The organism is Methanobacterium veterum (assembly GCF_000745485.1).
Classification (GTDB): Archaea; Methanobacteriota; Methanobacteria; order Methanobacteriales; family Methanobacteriaceae; genus Methanobacterium_D; species Methanobacterium_D veterum.
On sequence record NZ_JQJK01000008.1, the window covers coordinates 84,536 to 103,206 of the forward strand.

The window sequence follows — 18,671 nt, forward strand, 5'->3', positions numbered from 1 at the left end:
GTGCGTCTTTTTACGTATAAAACAAACCTTTTATTGATTAAGCTACATTTACAGCTTATCAAATCTCTAAAGTTTGCAATAATATTGATTATTGTAATGATAACCAGTTTAAACTGTATTCCATTTTAAATTCGTATTTATATTTTAAATTAAGTAAATTATCTATATTTATTTCATTAAACCGGTTACAATCTAATTAAATTCTACGGGCATATTTTTTGGTATCAATGCCCCTTTCAGTAAGCCATTCACGTGTTTTACCACGTATTAACAGATCACAGTTTCTAAGTTCTTTTACGTTGTTTGCACCAACCAGAAACATTGCAATCTTGAGTGATTCTTTAAATTCTTCAACTTTTTTAACCACAGATTCATAACCTGTATAGGCTTCCTTAAGAAGAGGTAGAGCAATTCCAACACATTCAGCTCCTAACGCTAATGCTTTAGCAGCGTCAAGGCCGCTCCTTATACCTCCAGATGATATTACGGGGATATTTACAGATTCACAAACTTCAACTGTACTTGCAGCAGTTGGAATCCCCCAATCCCAGAATAAGTTTCCAATATAATCTTCTTTAGCTCGGTATGTTTCAACTGCAGCCCAGCTTGTGCCTCCAGAACCTGCAACATCTATTGCATTAACACCTGCTTTTTCCAGAGTTACTGCTTCTGATTTTGAGATTCCTGCACCTGTTTCTTTGGCAATAATAGGCATATCAATTATATCTGCAATTTTTTCGATTGATTCAACATATCCTCTTGCATCAATATCTCCTTCAGGCTGAATTGCTTCCTGTAAAGTATTTAGATGAATTGCAAGGGCATCTGCTTCTATCATTCCAGCTGCAGCTTCTGCATATTCTATCTGCGGTGCACCTATGTTACCTATTATAAATGCAGATGGTGCATTTTCTCTTACTACACTGTAGGTTGGGATAAGCTCTTTATTTTCTACAGCAGCACGCTGACTTCCAACGCCCATCCCTATATTAAGTTCATCTGCGGCTTTTGCAAGTTCTCTATTTATTTTAGTTGCTGCAGGGTGTCCTCCAGTTATAGCTGATATTATTAAAGGAATATCTAATTTTTTTCCAAAAAAGTCTATTGATACATCAATTCCTTCTTTATCCACTTCAGGAAGAGCTTTATGGATGAGTTCTATATCTTCAAATCCAGTACTTTTACCCCGATATTCAACATCACGCTGATTACATATTAATAAATGTTCTAGTTTCCGTTCTGAAGTCATGATATACTTCCTTCTTTTTTAATTACGTCCATTAATTCTTAAATTATTATGAGTATGTGATTTAAAACTCTTTCATAAACTAAATGATTAAATTTATTTCTTAGAGTTCCAATCTTTCTGATTAATATTTTTCCAAATAAATAGCTTCATAATTCAGTTAAATAATTAATTTATTTCTTTTTAATTATGGTTCCAATTCCTTTTTCATGATTTAGAGCTCTTTTAACAAAGTTTTCTTTACCTGCATTTATAATTTCAGATTCAACTCCAAGTTGTGCAAGCTCTATAAGTTCTGTAAGTTTCCCGTTCATTCCACCAGTGACATCCACGTTTAATGAACCTTCTGCAACAAGGTCATCACATGACGTAACGGTATTCAATAATTTTGCATCTTCGTATTTTTTCGGGTTTTTAGTGTAGATACCATCTACATCAGAACCTAAAATAACACGCATTGGTTTCAAATTTTCCCCCAGATAGTTTATTATCTGATCACCAGATAAAACACATATTTTTATAGATTCGTCCAGATCCGGCACCACGTCTCCGTAGATAACCGGGACAAATCCCAATTCTAAATATTTATTAATTAAATCCAAATTACAAGAATGGATTCGTTTGTTTTTAGTTATAATGAATGATGATGGTTGTACTGAGACTGCTAAAACTCCTTTTTCCCTTAAACTATCACAAACAAGAGTATTCAATTTTTTAACCCAGCTCTGCGTAATGCAAAATCCAAGTTTTTTTCTGGCAAAATCTTCTTCATCTGTTACTGGGCTGCCTATTTCATATTTTTTGGCAGATGGATGTCCAAATGAACCTGCCCCATGTACAATTATGAGCTTGTCAAATGATGAATCTGCAATTTCGCCTGAAATTCTATTTAAATTATCATGATCAATAAGGGGCTCTTCTGCCTCTTTCTTTGTGATCACGCTACCCCCTAGTTTAAGAATAATCAATTAGCATCAACCTCTAGATTAGTGTAAATTAGTATAAAGTTGTAATTTTTACTCCTTCTTTTGAAATATCTGCCTTTAAAGCATTTTCTGTTTCATTGATTGCAGATATGACATTGGCAGTTCCGCCAGGGCAGTATGCTATTATGCTGCCGCCGCCGCCGGCACCAGTTATTTTAGATCCGCATGCTCCTGCATTTCTTGCAGTATAAACCATGCTTGAAAGTTCTTTCGTGTTAACACCAATGGCATCTAAAAGCCCATGATTTATATTCATAAGTTCTCCAACCCTTTTTTTATCATTTTCAAGGATTGCTTGTTTTGCTTCTTCCGTTATAAGTTCAATTGAATCAATTACTGGATTAATGATATTAGGATATATATCTCTTCTTATTCTAACTGCTTCAACAAGTTTTCCTGTATCTCCCCTTGTATCAGTATATCCTATAACAACAGGAATATCATAATCAATATCCAACTGCACAATGTCTTCAGCATTTGCTTCTAAATAAATCAACCCACCATAGGTACTTATAGTAGTATCTAAAGGGCTTGCAGATTTTTGAACAACCAGTTCAACTTCATGGGCATATTTGGCTATTTCTTCTTCTTTTAAATCTATTTCATTATATGCAGAAACTGCTGCAATTGTGGCAACAGTTACCGCTGCTGAAGACCCGAGTCCCCCACCAATGGGAATATTTACATCTATATTTATATCTATTCCAGAACCATCATGGACTTTTTTAATGGATTCCAGTATGTACTTCAGGATGCCTTTCTTAGGAGAATCAGATATGATAGCTCCGCTGTTAAAATCAATACACCCTCTTATTCCTAAATCTTTAATATTTACATTTATATTAGTGGTGCTGCCTTCTAAGACTTCTACACATGACCTTTTACTTATTGCCATTGCAATGGCAGGTTTGCCATATACAACTGCATGTTCTCCAAATAGGATTGCTTTTCCTGGTGCAGATGCCTTGACGTGCATTTAATTCACCGTGATAATCTTGATAATCTTAATTTAATGATTTAAGCGTCAATAGTGACTAAGTAGACATTATTGGCAGATTTATATTATTTATTTAACTTTATATTTACCAGAACATAGCAGATGCATAACCAACTACTGCACTGTAATCTCCAGTTAGATCTCCACTCGTTGCGTATTTCAATACTTCTGCATTTTGGGCCCCTAACCCTTTTGAAGCAATAATAGTCGATGCTACAGGACCATAACCACACATCGTAACGTTAAGGTCTAAAACTCTTTTCATCATTAGTTTTTCATCCATCGCATCTATTGCATCCAGGACCTGTTTGTCATTTGTAGCTGCAATATTTTGCGGCCTGTAATGGGTCATATCTGAACTTGCAATTATTCCAACAGAGGTTCCAAGGGCTTCTGCTGTCTTTTTTATGGAATTACCTATATCATAGGATGTTTCAAGATCCTGAATCCACATGGTTACTGGAACAATTTTGAAATCATCACTGAAATACTGTAAAAATGGTAGATGCACTTCACAGCTGTGCTCCCGGACATGAGAAGACACATCAGAATCAATGATTCCTGCATCCTCTATCATTTCCTTTGCAAATGCAGTATCTATTTCTACATTTCCTAAGGGCGTTTCCCATTCTCCTTCCAACATTGTTGATATGCCTGATCCAAGTCCAGTGTGGTTAGGACACAGGATCACGAAAGTTTCTGGAAATCCATCCTCTACGATCTTATAGTAAGAATGTGCTGCAATTGGCCCGGAATACAGGTAACCTGCATGAGGTGCCATTACACCCTTTATTTCCCTTTTATTACCCATAGTTGGGATTTTTCCGGGACCCAATTCATGTTTAAAGCACCATTCTATTCTGTTTTTTAAAGACTCAGGATTACTTTCATAAAAAACGCCTGCAACTGCAGGTTTTCTTATCATAAAATCACTGCCTCTTTTGTTTTTAAACTCAATTTTGGTTAATATTTACAATTTCAATTGAGTTAGTTTTTACTCAAGTCAGCTTACACATCTTAAAAGCACCAAAAAGTTTGATTCATAGGATCTGTAAGCTGTTAATCGGGAAGTATGGCAAATCATATTCCTCGATTTAAATTCGAAATATTTTCGAAAATACATAGATTTTAGCTGAACGCTGTAAATCTATGATTTTAAGCATAGTTTAAAGATTAAATTTTTAACTCGAAATCAGCTGGCTGCATTTCGAGGTCTTCATCTTCGCCTAATGCTCCGTTTGCCCTTAACATCTGTCTAGCAAGTAACCAGTAGACAAGTGCAATAGCTTTTCTACCTTTGTTGTTTACAGGCAGCACAATATCTACATTTCCAAGTAAGTTTTCTGTATCACAGAGTGCAACAACAGGTATTCCTATCTGTTTTGCTTCAATTATAGCCTGTGAATCGGATCTTGGGTCTGTTACTACAAGTACTTTTGGTTCTATGAATTTAGCGTAATTTGGATTGGTTAATGTTCCTGGTATGAACCTTCCAGGTATTGTTTTTGCACCAGTGAGCTTTCCAAATTTCTTAACAGGAGCCTGACCGTATTGTCTTGTGGACACAACTAATATATCGTCAGGGTCATATTTTGCAAGGAATTTTGCTGCTGATACTATTCTATCGTTGGTTTTCCTTACATCTAAAACATAGAGCCCATCTGCTCTTACTCTATATATGTATCGTTCCATGTCTTTAGTTTTTTGCTGAGTTCCAATGTGTAAACCTGCTGCTAAGTACTTGTCTAATGGAATTAAAAGTTCTGACAAATTAATCACCTCAATAATTTAAAAATTTGTGTTTATATAAAATTTTATGTATTTTTTAATATTCCAAAATTTAGTGGTTTTTTAGTCCGTTTTAACGGCTTTTCCTAAATGAGATGGATGATTATTCATCATCCTCAACTTCTACTGCCTCATTAGGACATACATCCATGCAAACTTCACATAAGCTGCATTCTTCCTTATTTACAATAACTATTTTGTCCCCTTCAATTATAAGGACTTCCATTGGGCATACGTCGACGCATTCTGCGCAGTCTGCACCGTCGCATTTATCGTGGTCGATAGTTATCTTAACCATATGTATCACCTTGTGTTTAAATATCTGCCATTTTTGGATTGATCATCTCTTCTTCAATTCTGATAAGTTCGTTAAGTTTTGCGATTCTTTCTCCGCCCAGTGCTCCAGTTTTAATTATTGGGCTTGCGAATCCAACTGCTAAGTGAGCTATTGTTTCGTCGGTTGTTTCACCAGATCTGTGTGATACAACTGGTACGTAACCATTGGCTTTTGCAAGTTTAACTGTTGCGTAGGTATCGCTTAATGTTCCAATCTGATTTGGTTTTATGATAATTGAATTTGCAGCACCTACATCAATTCCTTCCTGAAGAATTTCTGCATTGGTCACAAACAGGTCATCTCCACAGATAAGGCATTTGTCCCCTGATTTTCGGGTAAGTTCTGCAAATGCTTCAAAATCGCCTTCCTGTATAGGATCTTCAACATAGAACATGTTATAAGTATCAATGATTTCTTTAACAAAGTCTATCTGTTCACCAATATCTCTGCTTACGCCTTCTCTCTCATAAACATATTTAGAGCCGTCCCACATTTCACTTGCGGCCATGTCAAGGCAGGGTCTTATTTCAATTCCAAGTTCATCGCCTACTTCTTCACAGGCTTTTGCCTGGATTGAGAGGGCTTCTTCATTGGTAAGGTTAGGTGCCCATCCACCTTCGTCTCCTTTTCCACCAGTGAAAGTGCTGTCTTTGGCTTTTATGAGGGAACCAATTTTTTTATGAACGCTTGAGTTTGCAAACACTGCTTCAGTTATACTTTCTGCTCCTACTGGAAGAACTAAAAATTCCTGAATATCAGGTGCATTTTCACCAGCGTGTGCTCCACCGTTTATCATATTTCCTAAAGGATATGGAATTTCATTTTTGGTGATTCCTCCCAGGAATTTGTAAAGCGGCAGGTTATAAGATGCAGCGGCAGCCTTTGCAGTTGCCATTGAAACAGCAACTATAGTGTTACCACCTATAGAAGATAGGTTATCGGTACCATCTATTTCTTTTAAAACCATATCTATATCATTTAAGTCTTCGGCATCCATTCCAATAAGTTCAGATGAGATAACATCTTCAACTTCACTTATTATTTTATCAACACCGCCTTCTGGAAATGCTGTAACTTCACGTATACCTGTACTGGCACCACTTGGTGCTGCAGCTCTTCCAAAACCATTCCATGTTAAAACATCTACTTCTACTGTTGGGTTTCCCCTACTATCTAAAATTTTTCGTACACGGACGTCTTCAATAATACTATCCACAAAAACACCTCTTTATAGATGATAGATTATCAGTACCACCTATTTCCTTTAAAACCACATTTATCATTTGAATTATCAGCGCCTATTCACAGTTGTGATAAAATTATAGATTCATTCCAATTATCATTTTACCAATGCAACTCTCAGTATGCTGTAATTTCATAAAATAGTGGTTATTTTCTAATACCAAGAGGAATTACGCCTTTTTTAAGTTCTAAACGTGCAATATCTATTGGATCAATTGACCCTTCAATTTCTATTACGGGTTTTGCCCCCATTGATAACTGGAGAGCTCTTGCACCAATGATTCTTGCTTTTTCAAACCTGGTAAGTTCTTCAGATGACATAACATCTTCTCCTGATTCAATACTGAACCTTTTAATTTCATAAGAGAATTTCTATTAACCTATCAAAACGGTAAGTTTTATGTTTGCAAATTGAAAATTTCCCGAACTCGAAAACGAAGCATTCGAAAAACGAAGTTTTTCGATGCCTGCAAATCTGAAAGATTTGCGGTTCGGAAATCGTAGATTTCCTCAACGTCAAAATTAAAAATTTTGACAATTTTCGAAGGCCCAAAACACTGTCAAAATCATCAAAAATCAAAATTTTTGATTTTTGGGAATTATGAAATGGGTTTTTAGAAATTCTCTTAAGTTAATGGGGCTGCCGAGATTTGAACTCGGGTCGCCAGCATTCCGGTGTGACCATCCCCGATCCAGTTGAAAAAATATTATTTCAAGAATTGTTGATATTTAGTTCAATGGCTGGGAGGATGGACCAAGCTACCCTACAGCCCCTCACCATACTTCAACGTGAGCTATTAACATTCTTCTACAACAATACTTAGAAATTCCAAGATCATCAAGAACTTCTTTTGGGTTTTCTCCGTCTTCTACCCTTTTTTTGTATTCATCAAAAAAAGCAGAGACAACTTTACCACAGCTTATACATCGTATAGGAATCATGTTTTACCATCTTTCTAGTTTTTAATCAATTCCTTATATCTGTAAAATTACAGAAATTATATTAATATAAACATTTTTTCTGTATATTACAAATCATATTTTAATATTCTAGTTTTTAAATAAATCCTTTTTTATAAAAAAATAGGAAATATTTAAAATAATTTTAAATCTTCTTGCATTTAATAAGTTAAAAATATAAAGGTTTTTTCTGGGCAAGAAGATTAAATAATAGATTACCTGTAACTTTTCTGCCTTCTAGCTCTGGCTCCCCTTCCACCGTACTTTTTAGGTTCGGATCTTCTAGGGTCACCAACGAGCATAGTTCGGTCATACTGAGTGAATTTTTCTTTTAAATCCATGTCGCTTGTCCACTGTATGAGTCCTTTCGCTATGACCATACGTGCAGCTTCAGCCTGTCCCATTACTCCCCCACCGACAACTTTAACATCGATATCGATACTGTTGACGATGTCTCCAGCAAGTACTAATGGCTCTGTAATTTTGAGTCTTGCAAGTTCTGGATCATAAAGTTCAACTGGGCGTTTGTTTATTCGAATTCTTCCTTTTCCTTCTCTGAATTTGCCCCTAGCTATTGCAGTTTTTCTTTTTCCGCTTGTGTGAATTACTTTCTTCATATTAACACCTATACTTCAAACTTCGCTCCAAGTAACTTTGAGATGGTTCCAAGTTCGATACTTTTTTTAATATTTTTAGGCATTGCTTCTTCTAATTTAAAGATTTCAGCATCTGCAAATTCTTTTGGTATTCCTACAAAGACTTTAAGACCTTTGAATGCTTCTCTTCCGCTTGTTTTCCTGTAAGGTATCATTCCTCTTACAGTTCTTCTAAATATATCATCAGGTCTTCTTGGGTATTTTGGTCCCATTTTCCTTGGATTTGATATACTTGCTCTGTCAACTCTTTGTTTGTACCTGGCATATGCCCATTCTTTTGTGCCTGAAATTAAAATTTTTTCGGCATTTAAAACTACTACACTCTCACCATTTAGAAGCATCTTGCTTACTGTACTTGCAAGTCTTCCCATAATGAGTCCTTCGCCATCTATAATCATAAAAATACACCTTTTTTACTCGATTATCCTTATTTTATTTCCCTTTGGATTTTCATCGAGAATTTCTGAGATTCCTAAACATTTACCGCCAGCAGCATCTATTTTTTCTTCTGCTCTTTTTGAGAAGCTGAGTGCTACCACGTTAACTTTATGGTCCAGTTCACCACTTCCAAGGATTTTTCCAGGGACTATGATGGTTTCATCTGGAGATGAATGTCTGTTTATTTTAGATAAGTTAACTTCTGCATACCTTCTGGTTGATCTCTCAAGCCTTTTTGCGATATCTTTCCATATTTTGACATCTTCATGGTATGACTTTTCTTTAAGGTTCCCTATAATTTCTGTGATTTTCGGATTTGTCTTTGTAAGTTTCATTTAACTTCCTCCTTTAGAAAATGCCACAATTTTTTCTGATTTATCCTTCAGGATATCACATGCATTTACTAAAACTTCTTCAGGAGATAATGACCCGTCTGTTTCAATTTTAAATATAAATTTACCTTCCTGTGATTCAACATGAATTGATTCCTGCTCACATCCCCTCACACAGGTTTTGCACATTGAGCAGTTCTCGATATCTGTGATAATGATTTTTCCTTCAGCCTCATCATAGTCCAGTACATTTCTTGGACATTGTTCCACACATTTCTGGCATGCTTCACAAGTATCATCGATTGTAATTAAAGGGTAGTACTTGTATGCACATGTTGTTGTAGGCTGCCATTTGGCGTGTTCCAATCCAATTCCAAGTTTTGCTATAGCTTCAAGTTCTACTTCTTCCCCTTCTCTTAATTTTAGAAGTGGAATTGTATCATATACTGGTTTTACAGCTTCATGAGTTGAACTAAGGTCTCCAGAGTATACAACTTTAGGACCTTCTTCTTTTAAAATTAGAGATACACTGCAGCTTGGACAGCCATTTTCGCAGTCACATTCAGATGCCAGTTCAAATGCTTCTATATCTGTTTCAAGTGGTACTAACCCTAATCTATGGGCTAAAACCTCATCAAATAAAGCAGCGTCATTTTTAACTATTGCAACTGTTTCTATGGCAAGTGTTGGAACTTCGACAGTGCATATTCTCCTTATTGCATTTATAAAGGAAATATCTACACCATCGACGATAAATGTGAGTTCATTATCATTTTTCTCTCGAACATCTATCTCCATGTTAGACCCTTCTTCCCCGCTTACCTCCAGGTCTTCCTGTACCGTCATGAGGAATTGGGGTAACATCTTCTATTTTTCCTATTCTGATACCGGCTCTTGCAAGAGCTCTTATTGTAGCTTGTGCACCAGGTCCCGGAGTTCTTGGTCCGTTTCCACCAGGGGCTCTTACTTTTATGTGTAGTCCAATTATTCCTTTCTCTTTAACGTCGTCAGCTGCTCTTGTTGCTGCTTCCATTGCTGCAAATGGAGATGACTCCTGCCTATCTGCCCTTACAACTTTTCCACCAGACCATTGTGTAATGGTTTCTGCTCCAGTTATATCAGTTATAGTGATTATAGTATTGTTAAAGGATGAATAAATGTTAGCTACACCCCATTTTTCTTTCTCTGCCATCATATCACCTTTTTAAGTTATGATTCATCAGTACCTGTTTTTTCAGTTCTTGCTTTGTACTGTTTTTCTACTGGTGAAGCTGGGTAAAATCCTATAAGGTCTTCTTCCCCTCTTTTTATCATGTAGCTTGGTGAATCAACTTTTTTCCCATCTAAAGCTATATGTCCATGTATAACAAACTGTCTTGCTCCTTTTGCAGTGGTAGCAAGTCCTTTTTTATGTACCATGGTTTGTAATCTTCTTCTTAAAACGTCTTCTACAGTTAAATCAAGTACATCTTCAAGATTTGCACTTTCTGCTAAAATACCGTAGCGTACAAGGTGATTAATAAGGTCCTGTCTTTCTTTAATGGTCTGTTCAGTTACCATACCTAAGAGGTGCCTTGCATCTCTCCTGTACCTTTTAACCATAGTTTCGGCTTTCCAAATTTCCTTTTTGTTTTTTAAGCCGTATTTTTGGGTAAGCTTGTTTTCTTCTTTAATCCTGTCAGCGTTCCATGGATGAGGTGGTGTATCATATTTTTTTCTTGCTCTTCTTGGATGTCCCATATTATTATCTCCTTTAAATTATAATTATGCTCTTCCTCTCCTTCTTCTAACACCAACAGATGATCCTTTTCTGAAGGTAGATTTTGTCCTCTGTCCTCTAACTGGGAGTCCGACTTCGTGTCTTCTTCCTTTGTAGCTTCTTGTTTTCTTCATTCTGTTTAAATCTTCCCTTAATGTCATCATAAGGTCAGATTCAATTAAATGACCAGTTTCGCCTGTTTCATAATCGTTACGCCTGTTTAACATCCAGTCAGGAACGTTATGTGATGCAGGGTTCTTGAGAACTTCTTCAATTTCCAGTACTTTTTCATCAGGTAAGTATCCAATTTTTTGACTTAAGTCAAGATCCATGACAATGCCTACTGCTCGGGATAGTGCTTTGCCTACTCCTTTGACATCAGCAAGAGCATTTTCAATGGTTTTATTACCATCTACATCCTTTCTGGCAATACGGACCAAGTGTTTGAATTCTTCTTCCATTATTTGACCTCTAAACTTTTTTATAAGACCAGAATGCCTTACTTCTTTGTTTTCCAGTATAATTTAATTATTTTAAATATTTGTGCAAATTTGAGCAAGATTTTGTATCCAGTATAAGTTTGGACGGGTGAATACAAAGATAAAAAAACTTGCATTGAACGTCTCCGAAAACTTGTTTCGAGACATGTCAAAAAATTTTATTTTTGACCGCTACAAAACTAAAAGTTTTGTGAACGCCAAAAAATCACAGATTTTTTGAACGCCGGGACTGGGATTTGAACCCAGGCGGAGCAAAGCTCCACAAGATTTCCAGTCTTGCGCCTTACCAAGCTAGACTATCCCGGCATCTGATTAATTTAGTTGTTTTTTACTATAGATAGCCAAAATGACATTTTGATCAAACTTTTTTAAAAAGCCCTCGAAAATTTATAATCTTCGGGGCGCCAAAAATTCTTCGAATTTTTGAGCGTTTGAGCTTGACTATCCAGGCATACGATTAATTTGTTGTATATATTAACTAGTTTGCAATATGATTACGTGTCCAATTGCTAGACATAAAGTGTATGTTCTTAAACCTTTAAAAGCTTAATGGTTGTATCGGTCGTATAATCCAGTTCAACTTTGAATTTATTTAAAGAATAGTCTTTACTTGATAGCTGAAAACTTGAATATCATATAAACTTACTACTTCCACATCTTTGGATATGTTCCAGGTTCCATAAAAACTTTTTTTATATCTATCACTATGCCTTTATTTGCTTTATATATTTCCTTAGATGTTTTTAAACTTTCACCTGCTGCAACAAGTTCACCTTTAAGAGTCATAATTGCTACAGTATCGTTTTCTTTAATTTTATCATCAAGGCTTACTATTCCGCCTGCTGCAAGGTCTGCACCATGACAAACCGCGTCAACTGCAGAATCCCTTATGATAATTTTAGGGAGATGTTTTACTGCTAACTCCATAGGAAGTATGCAGTCCCTGAGGAAAGATTCATCTCCTTCTTCCTTCCAGATATGATATGCATCGGTCAAATCTTGAAGGGTAGTTAATGTTTCATCCTCTGTAAATGGTCCAGATTTGGTTCTTCGAAGTTCTGCCATATGAGCACCGATTCCAAGTGCTTCACCTATATCATGGCAGTACTTTCTTATATAAGTTCCACCTTCACATCCTATTTTAAAAAGGACATCCTGGCCATCTATCTCAAGGATATTAACGTAATAAATATTTCGAACTCTCATTTCGCGCTTTACAGCAGATTTGAGTGGTGGTGTCTGGAAAATTTTTCCCTGAAACTCCTTCAATATTTCTCTTATTTCAGCTTTTGAAATTGCTTCATGCAGGTGCATAAGACATACATATTCTTTGTCTGCACCAAGCAGCATTTGAATAACTCTTGTAGCATAGTCTATGCCTATAGGCAAAACTCCAGTAACTTTGGGGTCTAAGGTTCCCCCATGACCTGTTTTTTCCACTCCAAGAATTCTTTTAACCCATGAATCGATTTCATGGGATGTTGGGCCTGAAGGTTTATCAAGGTTTACAATTCCTCTTTTTATATGATCTTCTATGGGTCTTTCATCAGGGAAAGTCCCGTAGTCTGGATCAGTTTCACCTTCGGCTTTTATAAGTAAATCTGCCATTAAATAACCTTAAAATTACACGTTTATACGCGATTAAGCTGCTGCTTCGAGTTCTTTTTTAATTTCTTCTACGTTGTCAGATTTTACTTCAATAGTCTGATCAACTGGTTCTAAATGTTTTATGTTGCATCTTCTGTTTTTGATGTTTGTTCCAACAACTTCAACAAATTTATCATCTATAACTTCAACTATAACACATTTTTCGCCTGCTTCTCTTCCTGCAATCTTAACACATACTCTTCCTACTTCTATTGCTGGCATGAAATCACCTCTATTACTTTTAATATGATATCAGCGATGCTTTGAGCATTAAAACTTCCGGTATTTATGATGAGGTCATAAATTTCCATGTTATTAATGTCGATACCATGTATCTCATGATACCGTTTTGCTTCGCTATTACTTCTTGAAATTATTTCTTCCTTGACAACTTCATAAGATTTATTTTCCCTCTCACATATCCTTTTTGTACGGACATCTATAGGGGCTATAAACCCTACTTTAAGGTCAGCATCTACAAAATGTGCAGACAGCCTTCCCTCAACAATCAGATTTTTGCTTTTATTCGCCATTTCTGCTTGTCGTTTGTCAATCAAGATATCAATATCATCATTCTCTTCAGCGAATTTACCAAATTCTAGAAGATCCATATTTTTTTCAGCAGCCATCTGGCGAAAAATATCACCGGCTGAGACATATGGAATATCCAGTTTTTTTGATAGTATTTTGGAAGCTGTAGTGGTACCACTCCCAGCTAATCCGCTGATAGTTATAATCATTCTTTCCTTGCCTCTCTTTTAAACACTTTTCGTGCACATTCAGGGCAAAGGTTTCCTCCATAAGGCCTGTTTGGCCTTTTTTTAGATTTTGAAAGTTTGTTTATTTCATATGGTCTGCCCCTTGGGACTCCATGAAGAAACTTACCACATTCTGCACAGATGTGCTTGCTTGGTTTTTTCTTCTTGTAACGTAAGACCGTTTTTCCTCCAGGGGTTTTTTTGAATATTCTTCTGTATGATCTAGATCTGTATCTTAATTGTGGCATATACATCTCTCCTGATTTTAATAATTAGCAGAAAGCAATTAAGCAATCTGCATGATCTTGAATTCACCGAATGAATGTGTTACATTCCTCCAGCACTTTTAAGTCCCATCAATTTCCTGAATACGAATGAAAATCCGAATGCAGCTAATATATACCATCCTAGCCATTCGATAACCATTCCACTTAATCCCGGCGATAAGTGATAGAACATATGCCAGATAGGGACTAAAAGTATATAATAAGCAAATGATGGTAACTGGATTACTATATTATTTAACTGTGATTGAGCCATCCACCAGAATACTATAAGTATTGGGACAAATGTCACTATCATCGGTTTAAATGACATGAGCATCATTTCTTTTTGAAGGCTCATAAACTCCATCTGCTTTTTTTGAACTTTTGCCAATGCTTTTGGATCGTTTGTTTTCCTTGCTTCCACCATTTCTTGATTGAAAGATTTCATCTCATCTTGGAGATACATGAGTCTGTCCTGGTCTACAAGAAGCTTGTTTGCAAGTGTGGTCACAAACGAAATTATGGCTCCTATTACAAATACAGCCAAAAATTTATTGGGACCAAAATAATATATTATGGGGTCAAATAAAGAGTTTAACCCTGCCATAATCCATTCTAATACCATTTTGTGTTCCTCTTGTTTTAAAATATTTAATTAAATTATTTTAAAGTATTTATCATATTTTCTACAGGTTCTTCAAGCCTGTTGTCATGATTTTCAATAATTTTTACTGTAGCACCGGTAAGTGCTGCGTAAGCCATGGACATTGAACGGTTCATTTCTTGATGGAGTTGTATATCACTTAGTTTTTCCATATCTCTTGTTCTTGTTTTGTCGTTGAGTCTTCTCATCAAAATTTCATCGCTGTCTGCTTCAATTAGTATGAAAATATCTGGCTGAAGTTCGTCTAATACCCATTTTGGAAGTCCAGGTAAAAAACCAGCAGGTGTTTTTATAGTACAGTGAGTATCGACAATAATATTATTATCCTCTGACATCTCTCTTATACTTTTTGCAGCATTTTTCTGAATTTCTTTTTGCACATCTGGAGATAATTTTCTTAAAGAATCTCTATCTTCCACAAGACCCGCTTTTTGTGCAATTTCAAGCATTACATCTCCATAGTTGACATGTATATAATCTAAAGCTTCGAGTGCTTTAGTTAAAACTGTAGTGCTTCCTGATCCTGGAATTCCTGCAATTACGCCGACTTTCATATCCATTCCTCTTTAATCTCCTAAGAATTTCCTGAGCATTGGATGCATATCCATCAACTGTTCCTGTGCTATTTCTTCATACAACCTGTATACTATACCCACTGTCAGAAGAATACCTGTACCTCCACCTAAAGCACTTGTTAAATCTGCACCAAATGCTAAAAGCCCGACAAATAATCCTCCAAGAACAGTTATACCCGGGATATACCTTTTCAGTATCCTTTCAAAATGGGCTCTGCTGCTTCTCTGACCAGGAATCTGCATTCCCATCTGGTGAAGCTGTTTTGCAACCTGTTTCGGTCCTATTCCACTTAACTCAACCCAGAGCCATGCAAATAAGACACATGATCCCAGGAATACAATAGCATAGATAAGCACTTTTAATGGATCAGTGAGAACTACACTCAGGCTAGTTGGAGTTGTAAGGTAATATGCAATTCCATTTATAGCCTGACCATTTGAAACCTGTCCAAGAATTGGGAACCCTATTTTCTGGAACACTGAAGCAAACAACTGCACGTTCAAAAGGAGTGCACTTGTTAATATAACCGGCATGTTACTTGCATATATGAACCTCAGAGGATATTTTCCCCTTGCACCTTTAACTCCACCATACGATAATGGTATTTCAATACGCATACTTTCCGCGTATACTACAATTAAAAATACTATAATTGTAGCAAATATTGGAATAAGTAGGGTGAAATCAGGCGCTCCTGTTGTCAGAAGATATATGAACTGCGGAATTTTTCCTGCAGGTACTCCGGGTGAAGTCGCTGATGGAAGGAAGTTAAATGCACTTACCAGTATTTGCTGGGATACTCCGGCAACAATGAAAAGGCCTACTCCACTTCCAAATCCCCATTTTGACACAACCTCATCCATGTAGATTATGGCAATTCCGCCAAGGGTAATCTGTGCTACAAGAAGGGCAGTGAATGATGGATCTGATGGTGGAACAGCACCTGCTAAAACAAGCACAGCTGCCTCAAACAGTGTGAATATGATAGCAAGGAGTTTTTGAGTTCCTTGAAATAAAGCTTTATCCTCATGCCTTGAAAGATCTAAATTTAGTATCTTTCCCCCGACCAAAAGCTGGAGTATAATAGACGCTGAAACTATTGGCCCTATACCAAGTGTAAGAATTGAACCAAAACTACCCGCCATTACAGCTCTTAATGCTCCAAATTGATCAACAGCCGCGGAACTAAGCCCAAAAAGGCTGATGTTAGTGAGGGCAAAATACAGTATAAGAATTATACCTGTCCATTTAATCTTATCTCTAAAAGATAGCCTTTGTATGGGCGATCTGACCTGAGGAATTATTGAAAAAATTGGTTGTAGCTTTTCAAGCAAGAAATTCACTCCTTAATTTAATACTCATTTAAAGAATTACTACTTCCCCACCAGCTTCTTCTATTTTTTGAATTGCTAAACTGGAAAATTTAGGTGATTTTATAATTAAAGGCTTGCTTACTTTACCTTTTCCTAAAACTTTGTTGTAGCCAAGGTCGGTAATGTCTATTTCAATAGCACCGTTTTTATTAGTTGCTAAGCCTTGTTTTACAAATTCTTCTGATTTTTCATCTAAGTAGTCTAAGTTTACTGGAACGAATTTGAAGATACTTCTTTGAGGTCTTTTAAATCCGTATTTTCCAAAGTGTTTTGGATCGAATTTGACAACCCATGTCCATTTACCTTTGTGAAGATCTGAGTTTCCTCGTCCACCCCTGTTTCCGGCACCTCTTCGTTTTTTAGAACAGCCACCGCCCACAGTTCGTGAACCCCTCATTTTCCTTATTTTTCGTGTCCTTCTTATCATAAATAATCCTCCAAAAATTAATAGGTTAGATCATCTTTTTGATGAGATCTCCTATTTTATCCCCTCTGTAACCTAAGGTTCCTGATTCTGCAAATGTCTTTTTAAGGTCTTTATATCCTTTCCTTGGAGGGTGAAGTCTGAATACTGGTTTTACCCCACTGTCTTCCAATTTAGCACCAGATTCTACTACTGCTTTTGAAAGGTCTTCTATAGAAGAAAAGTCAGTGTTTTCTTTAACATACTCTTCAGTGAGTTTAACGTTACCCGGTAATTTCCCTCTTTTTGATATAAGACTTGTTACTGAGTCTGCGTCAACTTCGCCCCAAGTTATATAATCCTTAGCTTTTTGAAGCATTCCTAAGTAGCTAGGATTATCTTCAATTAAAACTGCATGATTAATTCTGGTGAGCTTTAACATTTTAAGTGTGTCTTCAATGTCTTTCCTGATTCCTGTCCTGCCTCTTACTCTTATTGCTGCAATCATGTTATCACCAATTATACTGCGACTCCAAGACTTTTAAGGTCGGATTTCCTCGCTTTAACTTTGCTTAATTGTTTTAAAGCATCAAAAACAGCATTTGCGAAGTTTATGGTTGTTTGAGTTTGCCCCATTGTCTGAGACCATACATCGTATATTCCTGCAAGTCCAAGGATAGTTTTTCCAACATCTCCTACTGCAAGACCTACTCCACCAGGTGCTGGGATTAAAGTTACCCTTACACTACCACTTTTTCCAGATACTTTAAATGGTACGGTGTGTTCTCTTCCACAAACACATCCCCAGTCACCACAGCCTCTTCTTACTTTGATTATATTATATTTAGCATTGTCAACAGCTTTTCTTATTGCAGGACCTACTTCTTTAGCTTTACCTTGTCCTAGCCCTACATATCCTTTTTTATTTCCAACTGCGACAATAACCCTGAAATTAACTTTTCTTCCAGATTTGTGCATCCTCTGAACGAGATTTACATCCATTACTTCTTCTTCTAAATCTGGTAGGAGAGTGTTGACAATTTCAAGCTCCATGATTGGAAGGCCTTTTTCCAAAATTTCATCTATATCAGTTATTGTGCCTTCCTTGACCATACGTCCCAGATTGGTTTTTGGTTCCCATTCTTCTTTATTATAGTTCATCCTGATACCTCATCATCTATTTTTTGTTTAATCTTTCCAAAATGGTCAGGGAGGTCTTTTGGGGATAACCCATTTTTAATGTATCCTGAGAATTTTTTGTTAAGTTCATCATCACTTAAAGATTCAGCGTACTGTGCTACGTGTTCCCCATTTATCCTCTCATCTGAAGGTAAAATTGCACTACCATGAGGAATATTGAGTCCTGCATCTACTGCCCCTTTGAGTACTGCAAATATGTTTGTACCTTTGGTAGGTGATCTTAAACCGATGTCTAAGATAGCTTCATCTATACCTTCATTTAATGCTTTTTTCCCGCATAAAAATCCAGTTAGATATGCTGCAGATGTGTTTTTAGTAGATCCAAGCCATCCCATTTTTTTAAGTTCATTGGAATGTGCTGAAACCAGAGTTTCATCCCCTTCTAGAGCAACTTTAACTATTTGTGATATTACATGGTTGTTAGTGATCCTTACAACCAGTCGTAATTTATCTAATTCAATGAGTTTTAATCTTGCTCCATAATTAGTTTTACCTTCTTTCCTTCTTTTAAAAGCCACTTTGTATCTTGATCCTTGTGCCAAT

General features: G+C 36.4%; 27 protein-coding genes and 2 tRNA genes. All 29 read right to left on the reverse strand.

Features of this window, described 5'->3' with window-relative positions; genetic code table 11:
- Positions 1–196: 196 nt before the first annotated feature.
- The 29 genes from fni to EJ01_RS00585 all read right to left on the reverse strand — a co-directional run bounded on the left by fni (position 197) and on the right by EJ01_RS00585 (position 18,670).
- Positions 197–1,249 (reverse strand): type 2 isopentenyl-diphosphate Delta-isomerase, encoded by a 1,053-nt coding sequence (fni, locus tag EJ01_RS00450; RefSeq protein WP_048079970.1) that lies wholly within the window; start codon positions 1,247–1,249, stop codon positions 197–199.
- Between the two features lie 170 nt (positions 1,250–1,419).
- Positions 1,420–2,214 carry an isopentenyl phosphate kinase gene (locus tag EJ01_RS00455; protein WP_048079971.1) on the reverse strand — a complete coding sequence of 265 codons (795 nt, stop codon included), beginning with the start codon at positions 2,212–2,214 and terminating at the stop codon, positions 1,420–1,422.
- 28 nt (positions 2,215–2,242) lie between these two features.
- Positions 2,243–3,208, reverse strand: a complete 966-nt coding sequence (gene mvk, locus EJ01_RS00460) for a mevalonate kinase (RefSeq protein WP_048079972.1) — start codon at positions 3,206–3,208, stop codon at positions 2,243–2,245.
- A 106-nt stretch (positions 3,209–3,314) separates the two neighbouring features.
- Positions 3,315–4,154 (reverse strand): AmmeMemoRadiSam system protein B, encoded by an 840-nt coding sequence (amrB, locus tag EJ01_RS00465; RefSeq protein ID WP_048079973.1) that lies wholly within the window; start codon positions 4,152–4,154, stop codon positions 3,315–3,317.
- 248 nt (positions 4,155–4,402) lie between these two features.
- Positions 4,403–4,999: a 30S ribosomal protein S2 gene (gene rpsB / locus EJ01_RS00470; RefSeq protein ID WP_048079974.1), complete on the reverse strand. Its 597-nt coding sequence runs from the start codon at positions 4,997–4,999 to the stop codon at positions 4,403–4,405.
- 121 nt (positions 5,000–5,120) lie between these two features.
- On the reverse strand, positions 5,121–5,315 hold the full coding sequence (locus EJ01_RS00475) for a 4Fe-4S dicluster domain-containing protein (protein ID WP_048079975.1): 195 nt from the start codon (positions 5,313–5,315) through the stop codon (positions 5,121–5,123).
- A 16-nt stretch (positions 5,316–5,331) separates the two neighbouring features.
- On the reverse strand, positions 5,332–6,570 hold the full coding sequence (gene eno, locus EJ01_RS00480; RefSeq protein ID WP_048079976.1) for a phosphopyruvate hydratase: 1,239 nt from the start codon (positions 6,568–6,570) through the stop codon (positions 5,332–5,334).
- 173 nt (positions 6,571–6,743) lie between these two features.
- A complete protein-coding gene (locus EJ01_RS00485) occupies positions 6,744–6,917 on the reverse strand; it encodes a DNA-directed RNA polymerase subunit K (RefSeq protein ID WP_048079977.1) in 174 nt (57 codons plus the stop codon).
- 314 nt (positions 6,918–7,231) lie between these two features.
- A tRNA-Pro gene (locus EJ01_RS17050) sits at positions 7,232–7,370 on the reverse strand.
- Positions 7,371–7,538 carry a DNA-directed RNA polymerase subunit N gene (locus EJ01_RS00490; RefSeq protein WP_048079978.1) on the reverse strand — a complete coding sequence of 56 codons (168 nt, stop codon included), beginning with the start codon at positions 7,536–7,538 and terminating at the stop codon, positions 7,371–7,373.
- Between the two features lie 233 nt (positions 7,539–7,771).
- Positions 7,772–8,173 carry a 30S ribosomal protein S9 gene (locus EJ01_RS00495; protein ID WP_048079979.1) on the reverse strand — a complete coding sequence of 134 codons (402 nt, stop codon included), beginning with the start codon at positions 8,171–8,173 and terminating at the stop codon, positions 7,772–7,774.
- Positions 8,174–8,181: 8 nt separating this feature from the next.
- Entirely contained in the window at positions 8,182–8,610 is a 429-nt protein-coding gene (locus EJ01_RS00500) for a 50S ribosomal protein L13 (RefSeq protein ID WP_048079980.1), read from the reverse strand.
- 15 nt (positions 8,611–8,625) lie between these two features.
- Complete coding sequence (locus EJ01_RS00505; RefSeq protein WP_048079981.1) at positions 8,626–8,985, reverse strand: 50S ribosomal protein L18e; 360 nt, start codon at positions 8,983–8,985, stop codon at positions 8,626–8,628.
- The gene (locus tag EJ01_RS00510; RefSeq protein ID WP_048079982.1) at positions 8,986–9,780 is read right to left on the reverse strand and encodes a DNA-directed RNA polymerase subunit D; all 795 of its coding nucleotides are present in this window, start codon (positions 9,778–9,780) and stop codon (positions 8,986–8,988) included.
- A 1-nt stretch (position 9,781) separates the two neighbouring features.
- A complete protein-coding gene (locus tag EJ01_RS00515; RefSeq protein WP_048079983.1) occupies positions 9,782–10,174 on the reverse strand; it encodes a 30S ribosomal protein S11 in 393 nt (130 codons plus the stop codon).
- 17 nt (positions 10,175–10,191) lie between these two features.
- Positions 10,192–10,722, reverse strand: a complete 531-nt coding sequence (locus EJ01_RS00520) for a 30S ribosomal protein S4 (RefSeq protein ID WP_048079984.1) — start codon at positions 10,720–10,722, stop codon at positions 10,192–10,194.
- 24 nt (positions 10,723–10,746) lie between these two features.
- Entirely contained in the window at positions 10,747–11,202 is a 456-nt protein-coding gene (locus tag EJ01_RS00525) for a 30S ribosomal protein S13 (protein WP_048079985.1), read from the reverse strand.
- Between the two features lie 260 nt (positions 11,203–11,462).
- Positions 11,463–11,547, reverse strand: a tRNA-Ser gene (locus tag EJ01_RS00530).
- Positions 11,548–11,886: 339 nt separating this feature from the next.
- On the reverse strand, positions 11,887–12,849 hold the full coding sequence (locus EJ01_RS00535) for an RNA-guided pseudouridylation complex pseudouridine synthase subunit Cbf5 (RefSeq protein ID WP_048079986.1): 963 nt from the start codon (positions 12,847–12,849) through the stop codon (positions 11,887–11,889).
- 33 nt (positions 12,850–12,882) lie between these two features.
- Positions 12,883–13,110: a 50S ribosomal protein L14e gene (locus EJ01_RS00540; protein ID WP_048079987.1), complete on the reverse strand. Its 228-nt coding sequence runs from the start codon at positions 13,108–13,110 to the stop codon at positions 12,883–12,885.
- Positions 13,098–13,628 (reverse strand): (d)CMP kinase, encoded by a 531-nt coding sequence (gene cmk / locus EJ01_RS00545; protein WP_048079988.1) that lies wholly within the window; start codon positions 13,626–13,628, stop codon positions 13,098–13,100. Before cmk ends, EJ01_RS00540 begins: the two co-directional genes overlap by 13 nt.
- Positions 13,625–13,894, reverse strand: coding sequence for a 50S ribosomal protein L34e (locus EJ01_RS00550; protein WP_048079989.1), 270 nt, complete (start codon positions 13,892–13,894; stop codon positions 13,625–13,627). The genes cmk and EJ01_RS00550 overlap by 4 nt, the downstream gene beginning before the upstream one ends.
- 79 nt (positions 13,895–13,973) lie before the next feature.
- Positions 13,974–14,537: an EMC3/TMCO1 family protein gene (locus tag EJ01_RS00555; protein WP_048079990.1), complete on the reverse strand. Its 564-nt coding sequence runs from the start codon at positions 14,535–14,537 to the stop codon at positions 13,974–13,976.
- A 35-nt stretch (positions 14,538–14,572) separates the two neighbouring features.
- The gene (locus EJ01_RS00560; protein WP_048080527.1) at positions 14,573–15,130 is read right to left on the reverse strand and encodes an adenylate kinase; all 558 of its coding nucleotides are present in this window, start codon (positions 15,128–15,130) and stop codon (positions 14,573–14,575) included.
- A 12-nt stretch (positions 15,131–15,142) separates the two neighbouring features.
- Positions 15,143–16,486: a preprotein translocase subunit SecY gene (secY, locus tag EJ01_RS00565; RefSeq protein WP_048079991.1), complete on the reverse strand. Its 1,344-nt coding sequence runs from the start codon at positions 16,484–16,486 to the stop codon at positions 15,143–15,145.
- Positions 16,487–16,514: 28 nt separating this feature from the next.
- Positions 16,515–16,952 (reverse strand): uL15m family ribosomal protein, encoded by a 438-nt coding sequence (locus tag EJ01_RS00570; RefSeq protein WP_048079992.1) that lies wholly within the window; start codon positions 16,950–16,952, stop codon positions 16,515–16,517.
- 25 nt (positions 16,953–16,977) lie between these two features.
- Positions 16,978–17,436 (reverse strand): 50S ribosomal protein L30, encoded by a 459-nt coding sequence (rpmD, locus tag EJ01_RS00575; protein ID WP_048079993.1) that lies wholly within the window; start codon positions 17,434–17,436, stop codon positions 16,978–16,980.
- Between the two features lie 11 nt (positions 17,437–17,447).
- Positions 17,448–18,089 (reverse strand): 30S ribosomal protein S5, encoded by a 642-nt coding sequence (gene rpsE, locus EJ01_RS00580; RefSeq protein ID WP_048079994.1) that lies wholly within the window; start codon positions 18,087–18,089, stop codon positions 17,448–17,450.
- The gene (locus EJ01_RS00585) at positions 18,086–18,670 is read right to left on the reverse strand and encodes a 50S ribosomal protein L18 (protein WP_048079995.1); all 585 of its coding nucleotides are present in this window, start codon (positions 18,668–18,670) and stop codon (positions 18,086–18,088) included. The genes rpsE and EJ01_RS00585 overlap by 4 nt, the downstream gene beginning before the upstream one ends.
- Between the last annotated feature and the right edge of the window lies 1 nt (position 18,671).

What these genes read in the sequence shown, in the direction of transcription:
- EJ01_RS00500 (WP_048079980.1), bottom strand. Translation starts at nt 8,610, where the DNA reads ATGATTATAGATGGCGAAGGACTCATTATGGGAAGACTTGCAAGTACA.
- EJ01_RS00505 (WP_048079981.1), bottom strand. Translation starts at nt 8,985, where the DNA reads ATGAAACTTACAAAGACAAATCCGAAAATCACAGAAATTATAGGGAAC.
- EJ01_RS00490 (WP_048079978.1), bottom strand. Translation starts at nt 7,538, where the DNA reads ATGATTCCTATACGATGTATAAGCTGTGGTAAAGTTGTCTCTGCTTTT.
- EJ01_RS00495 (WP_048079979.1), bottom strand. Translation starts at nt 8,173, where the DNA reads ATGAAGAAAGTAATTCACACAAGCGGAAAAAGAAAAACTGCAATAGCT.
- rpsE (WP_048079994.1), bottom strand. Translation starts at nt 18,089, where the DNA reads ATGAACTATAATAAAGAAGAATGGGAACCAAAAACCAATCTGGGACGT.
- EJ01_RS00515 (WP_048079983.1), bottom strand. Translation starts at nt 10,174, where the DNA reads ATGGCAGAGAAAGAAAAATGGGGTGTAGCTAACATTTATTCATCCTTT.
- EJ01_RS00550 (WP_048079989.1), bottom strand. Translation starts at nt 13,894, where the DNA reads ATGCCACAATTAAGATACAGATCTAGATCATACAGAAGAATATTCAAA.
- cmk (WP_048079988.1), bottom strand. Translation starts at nt 13,628, where the DNA reads ATGATTATAACTATCAGCGGATTAGCTGGGAGTGGTACCACTACAGCT.
- EJ01_RS00560 (WP_048080527.1), bottom strand. Translation starts at nt 15,130, where the DNA reads ATGAAAGTCGGCGTAATTGCAGGAATTCCAGGATCAGGAAGCACTACA.
- EJ01_RS00475 (WP_048079975.1), bottom strand. Translation starts at nt 5,315, where the DNA reads ATGGTTAAGATAACTATCGACCACGATAAATGCGACGGTGCAGACTGC.
- EJ01_RS00540 (WP_048079987.1), bottom strand. Translation starts at nt 13,110, where the DNA reads ATGCCAGCAATAGAAGTAGGAAGAGTATGTGTTAAGATTGCAGGAAGA.
- EJ01_RS00485 (WP_048079977.1), bottom strand. Translation starts at nt 6,917, where the DNA reads ATGTCATCTGAAGAACTTACCAGGTTTGAAAAAGCAAGAATCATTGGT.
- EJ01_RS00555 (WP_048079990.1), bottom strand. Translation starts at nt 14,537, where the DNA reads ATGGTATTAGAATGGATTATGGCAGGGTTAAACTCTTTATTTGACCCC.
- EJ01_RS00520 (WP_048079984.1), bottom strand. Translation starts at nt 10,722, where the DNA reads ATGGGACATCCAAGAAGAGCAAGAAAAAAATATGATACACCACCTCAT.
- EJ01_RS00535 (WP_048079986.1), bottom strand. Translation starts at nt 12,849, where the DNA reads ATGGCAGATTTACTTATAAAAGCCGAAGGTGAAACTGATCCAGACTAC.
- EJ01_RS00570 (WP_048079992.1), bottom strand. Translation starts at nt 16,952, where the DNA reads ATGATAAGAAGGACACGAAAAATAAGGAAAATGAGGGGTTCACGAACT.
- EJ01_RS00525 (WP_048079985.1), bottom strand. Translation starts at nt 11,202, where the DNA reads ATGGAAGAAGAATTCAAACACTTGGTCCGTATTGCCAGAAAGGATGTA.
- rpmD (WP_048079993.1), bottom strand. Translation starts at nt 17,436, where the DNA reads ATGATTGCAGCAATAAGAGTAAGAGGCAGGACAGGAATCAGGAAAGAC.
- fni (WP_048079970.1), bottom strand. Translation starts at nt 1,249, where the DNA reads ATGACTTCAGAACGGAAACTAGAACATTTATTAATATGTAATCAGCGT.
- amrB (WP_048079973.1), bottom strand. Translation starts at nt 4,154, where the DNA reads ATGATAAGAAAACCTGCAGTTGCAGGCGTTTTTTATGAAAGTAATCCT.
- EJ01_RS00510 (WP_048079982.1), bottom strand. Translation starts at nt 9,780, where the DNA reads ATGGAGATAGATGTTCGAGAGAAAAATGATAATGAACTCACATTTATC.
- mvk (WP_048079972.1), bottom strand. Translation starts at nt 3,208, where the DNA reads ATGCACGTCAAGGCATCTGCACCAGGAAAAGCAATCCTATTTGGAGAA.